We start from the raw sequence: 17846 nt of genomic DNA on the forward strand, positions 1-17846 counted from the left end.
CCCGGCACCGGACGGGGCTAGGGTCGGGGCATGGAATTCCGACACCTTGGCCGCTCGGGCCTCATGGTCAGTGAGATCTCGTACGGCAACTGGATCACCCACGGTTCCCAGGTCGAGGAGGAGGCGGCGCTGGCGTGCGTCCGGGCCGCCCTGGACACCGGCATCACCACCTTCGACACCGCCGACGTCTATGCCGGTACGCGGGCCGAGACGGTGCTCGGCAAGGCGCTGGCCGGGGAGCGCCGGGAGGGGCTGGAGATCTTCACGAAGGTCTACTGGCCGACCGGTCCCGGCCGCAACGACCGGGGCCTGTCCCGCAAGCACATCATGGAGTCGATCGACGGCTCGCTGCGTCGCCTCCAGACCGACCACGTGGACCTCTACCAGGCCCACCGGTACGACTACAGCACGCCGCTGGAGGAGACGATGGAGGCGTTCGCCGACGTCGTGCACGCCGGCAAGGCGCACTACATCGGCGTCTCGGAGTGGAAGGCGTCGCAGCTGCGCGAGGCGCACGCCCTCGCCCGGGAGCTGCGCATCCCGCTGGTGTCCAACCAGCCGCAGTACTCGATGCTGTGGCGGGTCATCGAGTCCGAGGTGGTACCCGCCAGCGAGGAGCTGGGCATCTCCCAGATCGTCTGGTCGCCGATGGCGCAGGGGGTGCTGTCCGGCAAGTACCTGCCGGGTCAGCCGCCGCCGGCCGGGTCCCGGGCCACCGACGAGAAGTCCGGCGCGAACTTCATCGCCCAGTGGCTCAACGACGAGGTGCTGACCCGGGTGCAGCAGCTCAAGCCGCTCGCCGAGCAGGCCGGGCTGACCATGCCGCAGCTGGCCGTCGCCTGGGTGCTCCAGAACCCGAACGTCGCCTCGGCGATCATCGGCGCGTCCCGCCCCGACCAGGTGCACGACAACGTCAAGGCCGCCGGGGTGACCCTGGAGACCGACCTGCTCAAGGCCATCGACGACATCGTCGCCCCGGTCACCGAGCGGGACCCGGGCAAGACGGAGAGCCCGGCCCAGCGGCCCTGACCGGCACCGGCCGCACCCCGCCCCGGCCGGTTCCGGGGTGGGGTGCGGTCAGCTCTGCCAGAAGCGGATCAGGGACAGCGCGGTGCCGTAGAGCCACGGCGGCAGCCCCAGCAGGTCGCTGAGCCAGAACACGGCGCTGAAGAACCAGCCGCCGATGCGCGGGTTCCACAGCAGCGCGAACAGCAGGATGAACCCGAACGGCGCGAAGATGTCGTACATCCGGCGGTACTGCGGGCTGAGCCACGGCTGGATCATGTTGCCGCCGTCCAGGCCGGGCACCGGCAGCAGGTTCAGCACGCTCGCGGTGAGCTGGAGGAACGCCAGCAGCGCCACCCCCGCCCAGAACTCGATCGGGCCGCCGGCGTCGATGCCCACCCGCAGCACCACCACCAGCAGCAGGGTGAACAGCACGTTGGTGGCCGGGCCGGCGAGGCTGACCAGGGTGTGCCGCAGCCGGCCCGGGATGGCGTGCCGGTCCACCCAGACCGCCCCGCCGGGCAGGCCGATGCCGCCGAGCAGCACCACCACCACCGGCAGCACGATCGACAGCAGCGGGTGGGTGTACTTCAGCGGGTTCAACGTCAGGTAGCCCCGGTGGGCGATGTCCCGGTCGCCGGCCCGGTAGGCGACCACGGCGTGCGCGTACTCGTGCAGGCACAGCGAGACCAGCCAGCCGGAGACGACGAAGAGGAACACGTCGAACCGGACGTTGCCGACCCCGTTCCAGGTCAGCACGCCGCTGGTGACGAAGAGCGCGACCAGGGCCAGGAAGACCGGGCTGGGCCGGAACGCCGCCCGGGGCACACCGAGCACCAGCGGCTCGCCCCCCGGGCGGTCGCCCGCCATCACTCCGCCGTCGGCAGCAGGCTCATCCGGTAGTCCACCCGGTCGTCCTCGACGAGCGTGACCGCGGTGACGCCGGACGACGCGAGCTCCCGCCAGGTCTGGCCGATCCAGGACTCGGCGTCCGCCTGGCTGCTGAACGTCTCCGCCGGCCCGTCGACCGGTGCGCCGTCCGTGCCCTCGTACCGCCAGCTCCACGCCATGCCGCGTCTCCCCTCGCCGCTCAACCGTCCCCGGGGGACGGATCCCCGCAAGCGTAGTCGGCCGGCACCGCCGCGCACCGCACGCACGCCCCCGCACCCGGGTTCCGCGCAGCGTGACGGGTCCGGGCCGGCGGGCGGGGCCGGGTCGGGCGGCCTTAAGGTACGGGCATGTCCGTTGAGGGGTGGAACACGGTCCTGGTGCTCGGCGGTATCCGTTCGGGCAAGTCGGAGTTCGCCGAGTCCCTGGTGGCCGACGCGCCCACGGTGCGCTACGTGGCGACCTCGGCCGCCGCCGACCCGGACGACACCGAGTGGGCCACCCGGCTGGCCGCCCACCGGGAACGGCGGCCGGGAAGCTGGACCACCGAGGAGACCGCCGACGATCCGCGCCGGCTGGCCGACGTGCTCGCCTCGGCCGGGCCGAACGAGACGCTGCTCGTGGACGACCTGGGCGGTTGGGTGACCGTGCTGCTCGACCCGGCCCACCAGCCGGCCGACGACGTCGCCACCATCACCGAACTGGCCGACGCGGTGCGCGCCAGCGAGGCGCGGATCGTGCTGGTCAGCCCGGAGGTGGGGCTGTCGCTGGTGCCGACCACCCCGCTGGGGCGGGCGTTCGCCGACGCGCTGGGCGCCGCCAACCGGGCCGTCGCGGACGCCTGCGACGCGGTCGCGCTGGTGGTCGCCGGCCAGCCGGCCTGGCTGAAGCCGTCGGCACCGGTCCCGCCGGTCGGCGTACCCACCCGGGCCGCCCCGGTCGACGGGGTGGACGGCACCGCCCCGGCCGCCGTCGCGACGGCCCCGGCCGACGGGCCGCTGCCGGAGGTGCTCACCCCGACCGTGCCGCCGGCCCCGCGGACCCCGGCCGGCACGACCTGGACCACGCCGACCGTGGCGCTGCCGGTGGTCGCCACCGGCCTGGTCATCCAGCCCGGCATGGAACTGCCGATGCCCGACGAGTACGCCGGCCCGCAGGCGGTGCAACGGCTCGGCACCCTGGACCTGCCGGGGGCCGGGCTGGGCGTGCTGGAACGGGTGGTCGAGTTCGCCGCCGCCACCCAGGGCACCCCCACCCCGACGCCGTGGACGGACGTCCGGGTGCTGCTGCTGCACGGCGACCACGCCGGTGGTGTGGCGGCCGGGGCACCGGTCGGCGAGTCGACCCGGCTGGCCCGGCAGGCCCGCGCCGGCCGGGGGGCGCTGGCCCGGCTGGCCGCCGAGAACGGGGCCGGCCTACAGGTGGTGGACGCCCCGCCGTCCGCGCCGATCGAGCACGGGCCGGCGCTGGACGCCGACACCGTCGAGTCGGCGCTGCGCTACGGCTGGCGGCTGGCCGAGGAGGCCGCCGGGGCGGGCGTACGGCTGCTGGTGTTGGGGGCGTGCGGCGCGGGCGCGGAGGCCGCCGCCGCGGCGGTGCTGGTCGCGACGGCCGGCGCGGAGGCCCCGACGGTGCTCGGCCGGGTGCACACCGCCGACGGCGAGATCGACGACGCGGCCTGGATGGTGCGGTGCGCGACGGTCCGCGACGCGCTGCACCGCACCCGCCGCTCCCCGCGCGACGCCAAGGACATCCTGGCCGAGCTGGGCGGCGGTGACGTGGCGGTGGCCTGCGGGGTGCTGCTCGGGGCGACCGCCCGCCGGGTGCCGGTGCTGCTCGACGGGCCGGTCGGGCTGGCCGCCGGCATGGTCGCCCGGGATCTGGCCGGCCAGGCCCGGCACTGGTGCCTGCTGGTCGACCACGGCGGTCACCCGGCGGTCCGGCTCGCCGCCGACGTGCTCGGCCTGACCCCGCTGCTGGATCTGCGGCTCGACCTGGGCGAGGGGGCGAACGCGCTGGCCGCCCTGCCGCTGCTGCGCTCGGTGCTGGCGCTGGCCGGGTCGCTGCCGGCGCACCCGCAGCACGGCGGCCCCGACGACGACGAGGCCACCGGTTCGCCGGCCGCCGCCGCCGCGAGCACCCCCGCCGCCGATCCGGAAACCGCCGCGCCGGTGGCCGCCGGGGACGAGGCGGGGCAGCCCGACGTCACCCCGGAGTTCGCCGAGCCGACCCCGGCCGGTCCGGGGCCGACCACCACCGCCCCCGCCGACGCCGGGCCGGAGCCCGACCCGTCCGGCCGGCGTGCGGGCTGAGTCGGGGCGCGGCGACGGGCTCCGGCTGGCGCTGACCACCCTCACCACCGTCCCGGTCCGGGCCGGGCGGGTCGACCGGGCGACGGCGGGCACCGCGATGGCGCTCGCGCCCCTGGTCGGGCTGCTGCTCGGGGCGGTGCTGGGCGCGGTGCTGCTCGGTCTGGCCGCGCTCGCCCCGCCCCTGGTCGCCGCCGGGGTGACCGTCGCGGCGGCGGCCCTGCTCACCCGGGGACTGCACCTGGACGGGCTGGCCGACACCGTGGACGCGCTGGGCTCCTACCGGCGGGGCACGGCGGCACTGGAGATCATGAAGAAGCCGGACGTGGGCCCGTTCGGCGTGGTCGCGCTGGTGGTCGTCCTGCTGCTCCAGACGGCGACGCTGGCCGAGCTGGCCGGGCGGCCCTGGCCGGCGGTGCTCGCGGCGGTGCTGGCCGGCACCGCCGCCGGCCGGCTCGGGGTGACCCTGGCCTGCCGCCGGGGGGTGCCGGCGGCCCGCCCCGACGGGCTGGGCGCGCTGGTCGCCGGGACGGTCGGGCCGGTCGCGCCGGTCGTCGGCGCGGTCGCCGTCGCGCTGTTGGCGGTGCCGGCCGTGCCGGGCCGACCGTGGCAGGGGCCGCTGGCCGTGCTGGCCGCCCTCGCCGTCGCCACCGGCCTGCTCCGCCATCTGGTACGCCGGCTCGGCGGGATCACCGGCGACGTGCTGGGGGCCGTCGTAGAGGTGGTGACCACGCTGGTCTACCTGGGCTTGGTGCTGTCCGGCTGAGGACGACGCGGCGCGCCGGGTAGCGTTTGCCCCGACAGCACCGGCACGGCCTTCCGGGGGACGACTTGCTCATCACGGACGACTTCCTGCCCGTACCGGTCCCGGAGTCGCTCAGCGCGACCTACCTGGTGCCGGTGGCGGGGTTGCCACCGGTGAGCCCGAAGACGGCGGTACGGGGTCTCGCCGGCCGCCTCGCCGACCCGGTGTACGGCCTGGCCACGCAGATGCTGGACAGTCCGCTGATGTCGGTGGACACCCGGTCGATCGACGAGTTCCCGCAGCTGCCGCCGGACCTGCTCACCGCGTTCGGTGCCACCGAGGCCCAGTTGGGCCGGCTCGCCGCCGCCAGTCACCTGGTGGTGGTGCAGGCCGAGTACCGGCCGGGCTGGCCACCGGCGCACGAGTGGGCGGCCCGCGCGGTGGCCGCCGCCGTCGCCGAGTCCGTCGGCGGTGACGTGGTGGACGTGTTCGGGTTGCAGTTCCTCGACCCGGCGACGGCGCTGCGGTCGCTGCCCGACGCGCAGGGCCGCATCCGGCTGGTCGACTGGGTGCTCGTGCCGTACTCCTCGGACACCGAGGGGTTGTGGTTCACCACCAAGGGGCTGCGCCGCTTCGGGCTGCTGGAGTTGCAGACCCAGGGGGTGCCCGACCACCTCACCCGGGCCTGGGGCGCGGTGCTGACCGGTGCCGCCCGCCGGCTGCTGCGGGACTGGACCGACGGGCTGGCCGGCGAGGAGGTGCCGGCGTTCGTGCAGCTGCCGGTGCTGGCCACGGTGACCGGGCACGACATCGCGGTGGCGTACGGCAACCCGGAGCAGCACGGCGCGACGGCCCCGGTGCTGCTGCGGCTGGAGCTGGACCCGGCGACCGACCCAGACGCCGACTCGTTCCTGAGCCTGCGCCCGCCGCCGGGTCACCCCGGCCCGGACGGACGCTACTACGCGGCGGCCTGCGCGACCCTCTTCTCCGGCATCGAGCCGGACGTCCGGTACGCCCGGTCCGGCGACGCGATGAGCCGGGCCGTCGCCACCGCCCGCGCCGGGCTGGACGACATCCGGGCCCGGTTCCTCGCCGACGGGCTGCCGCCGGAGGCGCAACTGGTGGTCAAGTACGGCCTGCCCGGCGACGACGGCCCCGAGTACGTGTGGGCCGGGGTCAGCTCGTGGGACGCCCCGGAGCGGATCGTCGGGGCCAGCGCCAGCGACGCCAACACCGACCCCACCGTGCGGATCGGCTCCCCGGTCGTGGTGGCGGTCGCCGAGGTCGTCGACTGGGCGGTCCTGGACGGCACCGGCGTCATCGAGGGCGGCTGGACCCAGGCCGTCCTCGACGCGGGCGAACGCCCCCACCCCACCCACTGACCCGCGCGGGTCAGCGGACGGAGGGGGTGACGAAGGGGGGTCGGGTGACCCGCATCTGGGCGCGGCGGCCCCGGATGTCGACCTCGACGAGGTCACCGTCGGCGAGTTTCGGGGTGGTGTCCAGCAGGGCGAGGGCGATGCCCTGCTTGCGGGTGGGGCTGAAGGTGCCGCTGGTGACCGTGCCGACCGGGGCGTCACCGGCGTACACGGTCATCCCGGCGCGCGGGATGGCCCGGTCGACGGCCTCCAGGCCGCGCAGCGTACGGCGGGGGCCGGCGGCCTTCTCGGCGCGCAGCGCGTCGCGGCCCCAGAAGGCCGGCTTGTCCCAGCCCACGGCCCAGCCGGAGCGCCCCTGCACGGGGGTGATGTCCAGGGAGAGGTCCTGCCCGTGCAGCGGGTAGCCCATCTCGGTGCGCAGGGTGTCCCGGGCGCCCAGCCCACAGGCCCGCAGCTCGAAGGCCGCCCCGGCGGCGAACAGCGCGTCCCAGACGGCCACCGCGTCCCCGGCCGGCACCACCAGCTCGTAGCCCAGCTCACCGGTGTAGCCGGTGCGGCAGACGGTCAGCCCGGCACCGGCCAGCGTCGCCGGGGAGAAGCTCATGTAGTCGTGCCCGGTGGGCAGGGCCAGCGCGTCGAGCAGTTCGGCCGAGCGGGGGCCCTGCACGGCCAGCACCGCGTACCGGTCGTGCTCGTCGGTGACCTCGACGTCGGCCGGGGCGGCGGCGCGCAGCCGGCGGACCACCTCGGCGGTGTTCGCCGCGTTGGGGATGAGGAAGACGTGGTCGTCGGCGTACCGGTAGGCGATGATGTCGTCGACCACCCCGCCGGTGGCGTCGTCGCAGCAGAGCGTGTACTGCGCCTTCCCCGCCCCGATCCGGTCCAGGTCGTTGGTCAGGCAGGAGTTGACGAACCGGGCCGCGCCGGGGCCGGTGACCCGCGCCTTGCCCAGGTGCGAGACGTCGAAGACCCCGACCGCCGTCCGGACCGCCGTGTGCTCCCTGAGCACGCCGCCACCGGCGTACTCCAGGGGCATCTCCCACCCCCCGAAGGGGGCGAACTTGGCACCGAGCGCGGTGTGTCGCGCGTGCAGCGGGGAACGGCGCAGCCGGGTCGCGGCGGCGTCGGAGGTCACGTCCGTCATGGGTGGCAACTTACCGCCGGGTGTCCCGCTGGTTAGCATCGGCGGGACCCGTCGGCACTTCGGCGGGACGCACCCGCGCTCCGGCGGGTAGGTTGCCGCCGGAGACCATCACCGCCGGTACGCGACGCCGCGGCCGGCCCGGCCCGCCCGGAGTAGCTTCAGTGACATCGTCCAGCACCACCCTCAGCCTGGTCGACACCGACCCCGCCGAGCTCGCGGTCGACGCGATCGTGATCGGCGTGCACAGCCAGACCACCGGCCCGGACGCCACGAGCGGTCCGGCCGGCACCCTGCTGCTCGCCGACGGCGCGGAGAGCATCGCCGCCGCCTTCGACGGCAAGCTGACCGCGACGCTGGCCCTGCTCGGCGCGACCGGTGGCCCCGGTGAGGTGATCAAGCTGGCCACGCTGGGCACGGTCACCGCCCCGCTGGTCGTGGCGGTCGGGTTGGGTCCGGAGCCGACCGGTGCCGCCCCCGCCCCGGAGACCCTGCGCCGGGCTGCCGGCGCGGCGGTCCGGGCGCTGGCCGGGGCGCCCCGGGTGGCGCTGAGCCTGCCGCTGCCCGACGACGCCGACGCCCCGGCCGCGCTGCGCGCGGTCGCCGAGGGGGCGCTGCTCGGCGGCTACCGGTTCGCCGGTTACAAGACGAAGCCGCAGCCGTCCCGGCGGGAGCCGGTGGCCGAGGTGCTGATCGCCGTGCCGGACGCCGCCGACGCGACCGCGCGGGCCGAGGTCGACCGGGCCACCGCCCTGGCCGGCGCGGTGCGCACCAGCCGCGACTGGGTCAACACCGCGCCGAACGAGCTGCGTCCGCCGGCCTTCGCCGAGGCCGTCGCCACCGCCGCCCGGGCCGCCGGGCTCGACGTCGAGGTGCTCGACGAGGAGCAGCTGCGGGCCGGCGGGTACGGCGGCATCACCGCCGTCGGGCAGGGCTCGGAGGCCCCGCCGCGGCTGGTCAAGCTGACCTGGACCCCGGCCGGCGAGACGAACGGCAAGCGGGTGGCGCTGGTCGGCAAGGGCATCACCTTCGACACCGGCGGCATCTCGATCAAGCCGGCCCAGGGCATGTGGGAGATGAAGTCCGACATGGCGGGCGCGGCGGCGGTCGGCGCGGCGATGCTGGCGATCGCCGCGCTCAAGCCGTCCGTGACGGTGACCGGTTACCTGCCGATGGCCGAGAACATGCCGTCGGGCACCAGCTACCGCCCGGGTGACGTGGTCACCATGTTCAACGGCAAGCGGGTCGAGGTGCTCAACACCGACGCCGAGGGCCGGATGATCCTGGGCGACGCGATGGCCCGTGCCTGCGCCGACGGCACCGACTACCTGTTCGAGACGTCCACCCTCACCGGTGGGCAGGTGATCGCGCTGGGCAAGCGGATCGCCGGGGTGATGGGCACCCCCGAGCTGTGCGAGCGGGTGAAGGTGGCCGGTGACACGGTCGGCGAGCCGGCCTGGCCGATGCCGCTGCCGGACGACGTCCGCAAGGGCATGGACTCGGACGTCGCGGACATCTCGCAGGTCAACGCGGGCATGGACCGGGCCGGCCACATGCTCCAGGGCGGGGTTTTCCTGCGCGAGTTCGTCACCGACGAGGTGGCCTGGGCGCACATCGACATCGCCGGCCCCGGCTACCACTCGGGTGAGCCGACCGGCTACTGGACCAAGGGCGGCACCGGCGTGCCGGTGCGTACCCTGGTGCAGCTGGTCGAGGACGTCGCCGCCAACGGCTGACGCATCCGCGACACGACGACGGGACGCCTCCGGGCGTCCCGTCCGCGTTTCCGGGCCGTCGGCCGGGTGGCCGTCAGTACCGCTCGGGGCGGCGCTTGCGGCGTTCGTTGTAGTCGCGCATCCGCTGCGGGTAGCCCATCAGCCGGACGTCGTAGATCGGGATGCCCAGGGCGTGCGCGAAGCGGCGGGCGCCGTCCGGGCCGTCGATGCGCCGCCGGGTCCACTCGCCGTCGTCGGCGATCATGATGACGGTGGTCTCGGTCATCGTGGTCCGGGGTTCGAGGTACGCCTCGACCCCCCGGCGGGTGCGGGCGAAGTTGGCCAGGTGATCCAGGTCGGCCCGGTCGGCCGGCCGGTCACGGTTGGCCGGGGTCGGCGGTTTGCGTCGCCGGAACAGCGCCACCGGACCACTCCTCTCCCCCGTCCGTCGTCGAGGACGGTGCCAAGAGTACGTGTCGGGGACGTGTCGTTGGGCACCTCGGTACGCGGTCCGGACGGGCAAGTGACAAGATGACCGAGGTGGGGTCTGCCCGTAGCGCCCCGCCGTGACCCCCCGATGCAGCGAAGCGACCAGGGAGTTGGACGTGAGCGAGCCGAACGACGCAACCTTCGACATCGTCATTCTCGGAGGTGGCAGCGGCGGCTACGCGGCGGCGCTGCGTGCCGCCCAGCTTGATCTCTCCGTCGCGCTGGTCGAGAAGGGCAAGCTCGGCGGCACCTGCCTGCACAACGGCTGCATCCCGACCAAGGCGCTGCTGCACGCGGCGGAGATCGCCGACCAGACCCGGGAGTCGGCGCAGTTCGGGGTCAAGGCCGAACTGGTCGGCATCGACATGGCCGGGGTCAACTCGTACAAGGACGGGGTGATCTCCCGCCTCTACAAGGGCCTGCAGGGGCTGGTCGGCGGCAACAAGAACATCACCTTCGTGGCGGGCGCCGGCAAGCTGGTCGGCCCGAACGTCGTCGAGGTGGACGGCAAGCGGTACACCGGCCGCAACGTGATCCTGGCCTCCGGCTCGTACGCCAGGAGCCTGCCGGGCCTGGAGGTCGACGGCGAGCGGATCATCACCAGTGACCACGCGCTGACCCTGGACCGGGTGCCGGCGTCGGCGATCGTACTGGGTGGCGGCGTGATCGGCGTCGAGTTCGCCAGCGTGTGGAAGTCCTTCGGGGTGGACGTGACCATCGTCGAGGCGCTGCCCCGGCTGGTGGCCGCCGAGGACGAGGAGTCATCGAAGGCGCTGGAGCGGGCGTTCCGCAAGCGGAAGATCAACTTCAAGGTCGGCAAGCCGTTCGAGAAGGTCGAGAAGACCGAGAACGGCGTCAAGCTGACCATCGCCGGCGGCGAGACCGTCGAGGCCGAGCTGCTGCTGGTCGCCGTCGGACGGGGCCCGAACACCGCCGACCTCGGCTACGAGGAGCAGGGCGTCAAGCTCGACCGGGGGTACGTGCTGACCGACGAGCGGCTGCGCACCGGCGTGCCGAACGTCTACGCGGTCGGCGACATCGTGCCCGGCCTCCAGCTCGCCCACCGGGGCTTCGCCCAGGGCATCTTCGTCGCCGAGGAGATCGCCGGCCTGAACCCGGCCGTGATCGACGAGGCCGGCATCCCGCGCGTCACCTACTCCGACCCCGAGCTGGCGTCGGTGGGTCTGACCGAGGCGAAGGCCAAGGAGCAGTACGGCGACAAGGTCAAGGTCTACAACTACAACCTCGGCGGCAACGGCAAGAGCCAGATCCTCAAGACCGCCGGTTTCGTGAAGCTGGTCCGGGTCGAGGACGGCCCGGTGGTCGGCGTCCACATGGTCGGTGCCCGGGTCGGTGAGCTGATCGGCGAGGCGCAGCTCATCTACAACTGGGAGGCCTACCCGGCGGAGGTGGCGCAGCTCGTGCACGCCCACCCGACCCAGAACGAGGCGCTGGGCGAGGCGCACCTGGCCCTGGCCGGCAAGCCGCTGCACGCGCACGCCTGACCCACACTCATTCCGCGACGCCGGCGGCAAGCGGGCGAGGATCGCACCAGGCCACGAAGGAGTTTCAGAACATGCCGGTATCGGTCACCATGCCTCGGCTCGGCGAGAGCGTCACCGAGGGCACCGTCACCCGCTGGCTCAAGCAGGAGGGCGAGACCGTCGAGGTCGACGAGCCGCTGCTGGAGGTCTCCACCGACAAGGTCGACACCGAGATCCCCTCCCCCGCCGCGGGGGTGCTGAGCCGGATCGTGGTCGGCGAGGACGAGACCGCCGAGGTGGGCAGCGAGCTGGCCGTCATCTCGGGTGAGGGCGAGTCGGCCGGCGGGGACGCCCCGCAGGCCGGCGGCGAGGCCGACGAGCAGGAGCAGGCCGCGCCGGCCCCCGAGCCGACGGCCGCCGCCGAGGGTACCGGCCCGGAGCCGGAGCAGGAGAAGCCGGCCCGGGAGCAGCCGGCGGCGCAGGCCGCCCCGGCGTCGTCGGGCGAGGGCACCCCGGTGAAGATGCCGGCCCTGGGCGAGAGCGTCACCGAGGGCACCGTCACCCGCTGGCTCAAGCAGGTCGGCGAGACCGTCGAGGTCGACGAGCCGCTGCTGGAGGTCTCCACCGACAAGGTCGACACCGAGATCCCGTCGCCCGTCGCCGGCACCGTCCTGGAGATCAAGGTCCCCGAGGACGAGACCGCCGCCGTCGGCGCGGACCTGGCGATCATCGGTGCGGCGGGCGCGGCCCCGGCCGAGACGAAGCCGGAGCCGGAGCCGAAGGCGGAGCAGCCCAGGGCCGAGGCGAAGCCGGAGCCGGAGGTCACCGAGCCGACCCCGGGCGCGGGCTACAGCGAGCCGGCCGCCGAGACCGAGTCGGCGGCCCAGCCGGCGCAGGCCGAGCGGGCCGCCCAGCCGGCCGCCCCGGCGGCGCCGGCCGCGCCCGCCCAGGGCGGCGGCGACGCCCCCGGTTACGTGACCCCGCTGGTCCGCAAGCTGGCCGGCGAGCACGGTGTCGACCTGGCCTCGGTCAACGGCACCGGCGTGGGTGGCCGGATCCGCAAGCAGGACGTGCTGGAGGCGGCGGAGAAGGCGAAGGCGGCCAAGGCGGCTCCGGCCCCCGCCGCGCAGCCGGCCGCCGCGGCGACCCCGGCCGCACCGGCGGCGAAGCCGCAGCCGAGCGGCAAGCGGGGCACCACCGAGAAGCTGACCCGCATCCGCAAGGCCATCGCCAACCGCCTGCAGGAGTCGCTGCACGAGATGGCGCAGCTCACCACGGTGATCGAGGTGGACGTCACCCGGATCGCCAGGCTGCGGGCGCAGGCGAAGGACTCGTTCCAGCAGCGGCACGGCGTGAAGCTGTCGTTCCTGCCGTTCTTCGCGCTGGCCGCCATCGAGGCCCTGCAGACGTACCCGATCGTGAACGCCCGGATGGACCTCGACGCGGGCACCATCACCTACCCGGACGCCGAGAACCTCGGCATCGCGGTGGACACCGAGCGGGGCCTGCTGACGCCGGTCATCCACAACGCCGGTGACCTCAACCTGGGCGGCATCGCCAAGCGCGTCGCCGACCTGGCCGAGCGCACCCGGACCAACAAGATCAGCCCGGACGAGATCGCCGGGGCGACCTTCACGCTGACCAACACCGGCAGCCGGGGCGCGCTGTTCGACACCCCGATCGTGCCGTCGCCCCAGTCGGCGATGCTCGGCACGGGTGCCGTGGTGAAGCGTCCGGTCGTGGTCAACGACCCGGACCTGGGCGAGGTCGTCGCGATCCGGTCGATGGTCTACCTGGCCCTGTCCTACGACCACCGGCTGATCGACGGCGCCGACGCGGCCCGTTTCCTGGTCGCGGTCAAGGAGCGGCTGGAGGGCGGCAACTTCGAGGCCGAGCTGGGCCTGTAACACCCGCCTGCGCGAGGGCGCCCCGGTCGGTCGACCGGGGCGCCCTCCGTCGTCACGGGGTGCCGGGTACGGCACCCCGGCGGGTCAGCCGCGCAGGGTCTGCTCGGAGACCGTCCAGAGCCGCTCGGCGGCGGCCGGGTCGAGGGCGTACGCGGCGACGCCGGTGCGGGTGCCGGGCTGGTGCGGGGCGGCCTGCTGGCAGTCCTCGAAGTACCGGCCGCCGATCCCGTCGAGCAGCGGCGAGGTGGCGACCAGCACCGAGGTGGCGGCACCCTGCTCGACGGTCTTCCAGTTGGCCGCGCCGCCCCCGCTGGCGGCCCGCATCCGCTCCAGTTCCCCGGCGCTGACGTACCGCTGGAGGTTGGTGCGGATCGCGCCGGGCATCAGCGCGTTGCTGACGATGCCGTCGTCGGCCCAGCGCCGGGTCGCCTCGACGGCGAACAGCACGTTCGCGGTCTTCGACTGCCCGTACGCCTCCCACGGGTCGTACGGGCGCTGCCGGAAGTGGATGTCGTCGAAGACCACCGGGGAGCGCAGGTGCGCCGCGGAGCTGACCGCGACGACCCGGGCCCCGTCGGCGGCGGCGAGGGCGCGGTGCAGCCCGGTGGCGAGGGCGAAGTGCCCGAGGTGGTTGGTGGCGAACTGCAACTCCCAGCCCTCGGGGGTACGCCGTTCGGGCGAGGCCATGATGCCGGCGTTGTTCACCAGCACGTGCAGCGGCCCGTCCCAGGTGGCCACGAAGGCGGCCACGGACGCCTGGTCGGCGAGGTCGAGCGGGGCGACCTGCAGCCGGTCGTTGCCGGTGCTGTCGGTGATGTCCTTCGCGGCGCGTCGACCGGCGTCGAGGTCGCGTACGGCCAGGGTGACGTCCGCTCCGGCGGCGGCGAGGGCGCGGGCGGTCTCCACGCCGATGCCCGAGGCGCCGCCGGTGACCACGGCGCGGCGGCCGGTGAGGTCGATGTCGCGGACCACCTCCAGGGCGGTGGTGCGGGCGTCGAAGGGGGTGTGGACCGGTGTGTCGGTGGTCATGATCCGTCCTTGTCGGTGCGGCGTGGGCCGGGCGGCCCGACCGGTACGATGAGAAGTGGAGGGCCCTCCGTTACGCCTCCGAGCGTAACCGGAGGTTCCTCCGTTTGCCAACCGGTCACCGTGCCGGGCAGGCCCGGGTGGCCGCCGTCACCCCGGAACCGACCCGCCGACGGCCGCCGACACCGCACCGCGCGGTGGCCGCCCACCGGCCCGCCGCACCAGACCCCAGGAGGCGACGTGCCGCCCACCAGCCCCGGCGGCGACACGCCGCCGACCGCCCCGAACCCCGACACACCGCCGGCCAACCCCCGGCCGCTGCGCGCCGACGCGCTGCGCAACCGTCAGCGGCTGCTCGACACCGCCGTACGGGCGTTCTCCCGGCAGGGGCCGGAGGTGACCCTGGATTCGATCGCCCGGGACGCCGGGGTCGGCATCGGCACCCTCTACCGGCACTTCCCCACCCGGGAGGCGCTGGTGGAGGCCGCCTACCGCAACGAGTTGGCCAAGCTCTGCGCCGCCGCCGACGAACTGCTGGCCCGGCTGCCGCCCGCCGAGGCCACCCGGGCCTGGATGGACCGCTTCGTCGACTACCTCGCCACCAAACAGGGCATGGCCGACGCCCTGCGCCTGGTGATCGCCGCCGGCACCAACCCGTACGCGCAGAGCCGGGACCTGCTGGTCGCCGCGCTGACCCGGCTGCTGGCGGCCGGTGTCGCCGCCGGCACGATCCGCCCGGACGTCGACCCGGGTGACGTGCTGGCCGGGCTGGGCGGGATGTCGCTGGCGGCGCAGGGGCCGGAGCAACGGGACCTCGCCGGCCGCCTGCTCGACCTGCTCATGGCGGGGCTGAGCCGGCACTGACGGCGGGGACCGACGCCGGCTGCGGGATTCCCGCCCCGGCCCCACGGCGCGCTGCCAGAGTGGACCGGTGAACGGTGAACGACGGCGCGGCGGGCTCGGCCCGGCGGTGGCCGTCGCACCCGGCGCCCGGGTCGACAAGTTCGAGGTCTTCTTCGACCTGGTCTTCGTCGTCTCGTTCTTCATCATCACCCGGGCCACCGCCGCCGAGATCAGCGGCCGGCAACTGCTGCACGCCGGCCTGGTGCTCGCCGTGCTGTGGTGGTGCTGGGTGGTGCACAGCATGGCCGCCACCCGGCTCCGGCTCGGTGAGGGTTTCGTCCCGGTGCTGATGGTGGCCGCGATGGCCTCCCTGTTCGCGTTCGCGCTGGCCCTGCCGCAGGCGTTCAGCCCGCCGCAGGGGGAGCTTGCCGGGCCGCTGGTGGTGGCGGTCAGCTACGTGGTGGTCCGGGGCGTACACGTGGTGCTGTTCCTGCTCACTGCGCAGGACGACCCGACCGGCCGGCGGCCCCTGTTCCACTTCCTGCCCGAACTGCTCACCAGCACCGTGCTGCTGCTGGCGGCGGCCCTGGTGCCGGTGGCGATCGACGACTCCGACCGGGCCGGCCTCGTCCGCGACGTGCTCTGGATCCTGGTGGTGCTGGTCCAGTACGGCACCGGGCTGATCGCCGACACCTGGAGCTGGGCGGTGACCTCAGCCGAGCACTGGACCGAACGGTACGACCTCATCCTGATCATCGCGCTCGGCGAGTCGATCATCTCGGTCGGCGTCGGCGGCAACGTCCTCGGCAAGCCGGTGACCTGGCCCGGGGTCATCGCCTCCGCGCTCGGCATCGTCTTCACCGCCGCGCTGTGGTGGGCACACTTCGACCTGATCGGCCCGGCTGCCCGGATCGCCCTGCACGCGGCGACCGGCCGTCGTCGCACGACCATGGCCCGGGACGCCTACGCCTATCTCTACCTGCCGATGATCGCGGGCATCATCCTGTTCGCGATCGGCAGTGAGGAACTGGTCCGCGCGGTCACCGATCCGGCCGGCGGGCTCGGCGAGCAGGCCCACGGGCCGGCCGTGCCGCTGTTCTTCGGCGGGGTGATCTGCTATCTGGCCAGCAACATGCTGTTCCAACTGCGCACCCTGCACACGCTGAGCTGGACCCGGGTCGGCACGCTGGTGGTGCTCGCCGCGGCCGTGCCGGTCGCGGCGGGGCTCTCGGCGCTGGGCGGGCTCGCGCTGCTGACCGCCATCTGCGTCGGGTTGGTCACGATCGAGGTGGTGACCATGAGCGGCTCCCGGCAGGCCCTGCGTCGGGCCGTACACGACGAGCGGGCCGACCACGAGGCGCACGAGGCCGCCTGGCGGGCCCGCTGGCACGAGGCGAACCCGGCGGAGGGGCGGCCGGACCCGCCGTAGCCCGGCGGAAGCAGCCTCCCGGCCGGCGGAGCGTACCGGGATTCTCCGGTTGGCAGAATCCGGGCCTGCGGGATGGCCGGGGCGGCCCGCGACGGCGAAGCTGACCTGGTGACCGTCTTCTCGCTCCAGGCCACCCCGACCGACGCGGCGGGTTGGGTCGACCTCGCCCGCCGGGCGGAGTCGGCCGGTTTCGCCGCCCTGCTCGCCGCCGACCACCCGGGTGCCGTGGCGTCCCCGTTCGTCGCGCTCGCCGCCGCCGCATCGGTGACCACCACGATCGGTCTCGGCTCGTACGTGTCGAACCTGGGGGTGCGGGAACCGATCCTGCTCGCCGCCGACGTGGCCACCCTCGACCTGGTCTCCGGCGGGCGGGCCCGGCTCGGTGTCGGTGCCGGCCACACCCCCGCCGAGTGGGCCGCCGTCGGCCGGGTACGCCCCGACGTGGCCGGCCGGGTACGCCGCTGCGTGGCCGTCGCCGAGGCGGTCCGGGCCCTGCTCGACGGCGCCCCGGTGACGGTCGACTCCCCCGACCTGGTGGCGCGGGAGGCCCGGCTGACCTCGCCACGGCCGGTGCGGGAGCGCATCCCGTTGACCATGGGTACCGCCAACTCGACGCTGCTGCGCTGGGCCGGCGCGCACGCCGACGTGGTCGGGTTGACCGGTTTCGGGCGTACCCTCGCCGACGGCCACCGGCACGAGGCGCGTTGGCGGGTCGACCAGATCGAGGCGCAGCTCGCGCACGTGGCCGCCGGTGCGGCCGGCCGGGACGCCCCGCCCGCGCTGGAGGCGCTGGTGCAGACGGTGGTGGTCACCGACGACGCCGGGGCCGCCGCCGCCGAGCAGGCCGAACGGATCGGGCTGACCGTCGCCGAGCTGCTGGCCACCCCGTTCGTGTTGATCGGCACGGTGGACGAGATCGTCGCGGCGGTCGCGGCCCACCGGCGTCGCTGGGGTGTCACCCGCTTCGTGGTACGCCGGGACGCCCTCGAACCGCTCGCCCCGGTGCTGGCCCGGCTGCCCGGTGCCCCACCGGCCCCGGACGTACCGGGGTCCGCCCGACCGTGACCGGCGCGGCCGGGCGCTCAGGGGGCGGGGGTCGCCCCGGTGAGGCCCTGGTAGAAGCGGATCTTCTCGCGCAGGTGGGCGTACTGGCGCTGGAGCAGGGTCAACTGCTCCTCGACCCGGGCGGCGTGCTGTTCCAGCAGTTCCTGCCGGGCGGCGACGGTGTGCTCCCCCGCCCGGGACAGCTCGGCGTAGCGGCACATCTCGGCGATCGGCATGCCGGTGTCGCGCAGGCAGCGGAAGATCACCAGCCAGCTCAGGTCGTCGTCGGTGAAGACCCGACGGCCACCCGAGGTGCGTCCGACGCCGCTGAGCAGGCCGATCTTCTCGTAGTAGCGGAGGGTGTCGAGGCTGAACCCACTGCGCCGGGCGGCCTCCGAGGGCGGGTACATGGGCCGGATGCTACCGCTTGACCTGGAGCGCA

16 protein-coding genes are annotated in these 17846 nt (G+C 74.6%); 10 read left to right on the forward strand and 6 right to left on the reverse strand.

From position 1 onward, the window contains the following. Positions 1 to 30: 30 nt before the first annotated feature. Positions 31 to 1029, forward strand: coding sequence for an aldo/keto reductase family protein (locus FJK98_RS24330; protein WP_145921063.1), 999 nt, complete (start codon positions 31 to 33; stop codon positions 1027 to 1029). A 48-nt stretch (positions 1030 to 1077) separates the two neighbouring features. Here FJK98_RS24330 and FJK98_RS24335 read toward each other — a convergent pair whose 3' ends face one another. Both FJK98_RS24335 and FJK98_RS24340 read right to left on the reverse strand, forming a co-directional pair. Further along, the gene (locus tag FJK98_RS24335) at positions 1078 to 1875 is read right to left on the reverse strand and encodes a site-2 protease family protein (RefSeq protein ID WP_145921064.1); all 798 of its coding nucleotides are present in this window, start codon (positions 1873 to 1875) and stop codon (positions 1078 to 1080) included. Continuing rightward, entirely contained in the window at positions 1875 to 2075 is a 201-nt protein-coding gene (locus tag FJK98_RS24340) for a hypothetical protein (RefSeq protein WP_145921065.1), read from the reverse strand. Before FJK98_RS24340 ends, FJK98_RS24335 begins: the two co-directional genes overlap by 1 nt. 168 nt (positions 2076 to 2243) lie before the next feature. On the opposite strand from FJK98_RS24340, the gene FJK98_RS24345 reads away from it, so the two are divergent. The 3 genes from FJK98_RS24345 to FJK98_RS24355 all read left to right on the forward strand — a co-directional run bounded on the left by FJK98_RS24345 (position 2244) and on the right by FJK98_RS24355 (position 6329). Next, positions 2244 to 4205, forward strand: a complete 1962-nt coding sequence (locus tag FJK98_RS24345; RefSeq protein WP_145921066.1) for a bifunctional adenosylcobinamide kinase/adenosylcobinamide-phosphate guanylyltransferase — start codon at positions 2244 to 2246, stop codon at positions 4203 to 4205. Next, the gene (cobS, locus tag FJK98_RS24350) at positions 4195 to 4968 is read left to right on the forward strand and encodes an adenosylcobinamide-GDP ribazoletransferase (RefSeq protein ID WP_145921067.1); all 774 of its coding nucleotides are present in this window, start codon (positions 4195 to 4197) and stop codon (positions 4966 to 4968) included. Before FJK98_RS24345 ends, cobS begins: the two co-directional genes overlap by 11 nt. A gap of 65 nt (positions 4969 to 5033) precedes the next feature. Continuing rightward, on the forward strand, positions 5034 to 6329 hold the full coding sequence (locus FJK98_RS24355) for a DUF2314 domain-containing protein (RefSeq protein WP_145921068.1): 1296 nt from the start codon (positions 5034 to 5036) through the stop codon (positions 6327 to 6329). 10 nt (positions 6330 to 6339) lie between these two features. On the opposite strand, the gene gcvT is transcribed toward FJK98_RS24355, so the two are convergent. Further along, positions 6340 to 7470 (reverse strand): glycine cleavage system aminomethyltransferase GcvT, encoded by a 1131-nt coding sequence (gcvT, locus tag FJK98_RS24360; RefSeq protein ID WP_145921069.1) that lies wholly within the window; start codon positions 7468 to 7470, stop codon positions 6340 to 6342. 161 nt (positions 7471 to 7631) lie between these two features. Between gcvT and FJK98_RS24365 the strand changes: the two genes are divergently transcribed. Beyond that, positions 7632 to 9203 carry a leucyl aminopeptidase gene (locus FJK98_RS24365; RefSeq protein WP_145921070.1) on the forward strand — a complete coding sequence of 524 codons (1572 nt, stop codon included), beginning with the start codon at positions 7632 to 7634 and terminating at the stop codon, positions 9201 to 9203. Between the two features lie 73 nt (positions 9204 to 9276). On the opposite strand, the gene FJK98_RS24370 is transcribed toward FJK98_RS24365, so the two are convergent. After that, positions 9277 to 9606: a hypothetical protein gene (locus FJK98_RS24370; RefSeq protein ID WP_145921071.1), complete on the reverse strand. Its 330-nt coding sequence runs from the start codon at positions 9604 to 9606 to the stop codon at positions 9277 to 9279. A gap of 142 nt (positions 9607 to 9748) precedes the next feature. On the opposite strand from FJK98_RS24370, the gene lpdA reads away from it, so the two are divergent. Both lpdA and sucB read left to right on the forward strand, forming a co-directional pair. Continuing rightward, positions 9749 to 11176 carry a dihydrolipoyl dehydrogenase gene (gene lpdA / locus FJK98_RS24375; RefSeq protein ID WP_194822468.1) on the forward strand — a complete coding sequence of 476 codons (1428 nt, stop codon included), beginning with the start codon at positions 9749 to 9751 and terminating at the stop codon, positions 11174 to 11176. 71 nt (positions 11177 to 11247) lie between these two features. Continuing rightward, positions 11248 to 13062: a 2-oxoglutarate dehydrogenase, E2 component, dihydrolipoamide succinyltransferase gene (gene sucB, locus FJK98_RS24380; protein WP_145921073.1), complete on the forward strand. Its 1815-nt coding sequence runs from the start codon at positions 11248 to 11250 to the stop codon at positions 13060 to 13062. Positions 13063 to 13146: 84 nt separating this feature from the next. Here the strand turns inward: sucB and FJK98_RS24385 are convergent, their stop codons facing one another. Next, positions 13147 to 14091 (reverse strand): SDR family NAD(P)-dependent oxidoreductase, encoded by a 945-nt coding sequence (locus FJK98_RS24385; protein ID WP_145921074.1) that lies wholly within the window; start codon positions 14089 to 14091, stop codon positions 13147 to 13149. A 237-nt stretch (positions 14092 to 14328) separates the two neighbouring features. Between FJK98_RS24385 and FJK98_RS24390 the strand changes: the two genes are divergently transcribed. The 3 genes from FJK98_RS24390 (at position 14329) to FJK98_RS24400 (ending at position 17425) form a co-directional block, all read left to right on the forward strand. Continuing rightward, positions 14329 to 14952: a TetR/AcrR family transcriptional regulator gene (locus tag FJK98_RS24390; protein ID WP_309236799.1), complete on the forward strand. Its 624-nt coding sequence runs from the start codon at positions 14329 to 14331 to the stop codon at positions 14950 to 14952. A gap of 67 nt (positions 14953 to 15019) precedes the next feature. After that, positions 15020 to 16360: a low temperature requirement protein A gene (locus tag FJK98_RS24395; protein WP_145921076.1), complete on the forward strand. Its 1341-nt coding sequence runs from the start codon at positions 15020 to 15022 to the stop codon at positions 16358 to 16360. A 108-nt stretch (positions 16361 to 16468) separates the two neighbouring features. Next, positions 16469 to 17425 (forward strand): LLM class flavin-dependent oxidoreductase, encoded by a 957-nt coding sequence (locus FJK98_RS24400; RefSeq protein WP_145921077.1) that lies wholly within the window; start codon positions 16469 to 16471, stop codon positions 17423 to 17425. Positions 17426 to 17442: 17 nt separating this feature from the next. Here the strand turns inward: FJK98_RS24400 and FJK98_RS24405 are convergent, their stop codons facing one another. Then, positions 17443 to 17814: a MerR family transcriptional regulator gene (locus FJK98_RS24405; protein WP_145921078.1), complete on the reverse strand. Its 372-nt coding sequence runs from the start codon at positions 17812 to 17814 to the stop codon at positions 17443 to 17445. Between the last annotated feature and the right edge of the window lie 32 nt (positions 17815 to 17846).

Source organism: Micromonospora sp. HM134 (assembly GCF_007833915.1).
Lineage (GTDB): Bacteria > Actinomycetota > Actinomycetes > Mycobacteriales > Micromonosporaceae > Micromonospora > Micromonospora wenchangensis.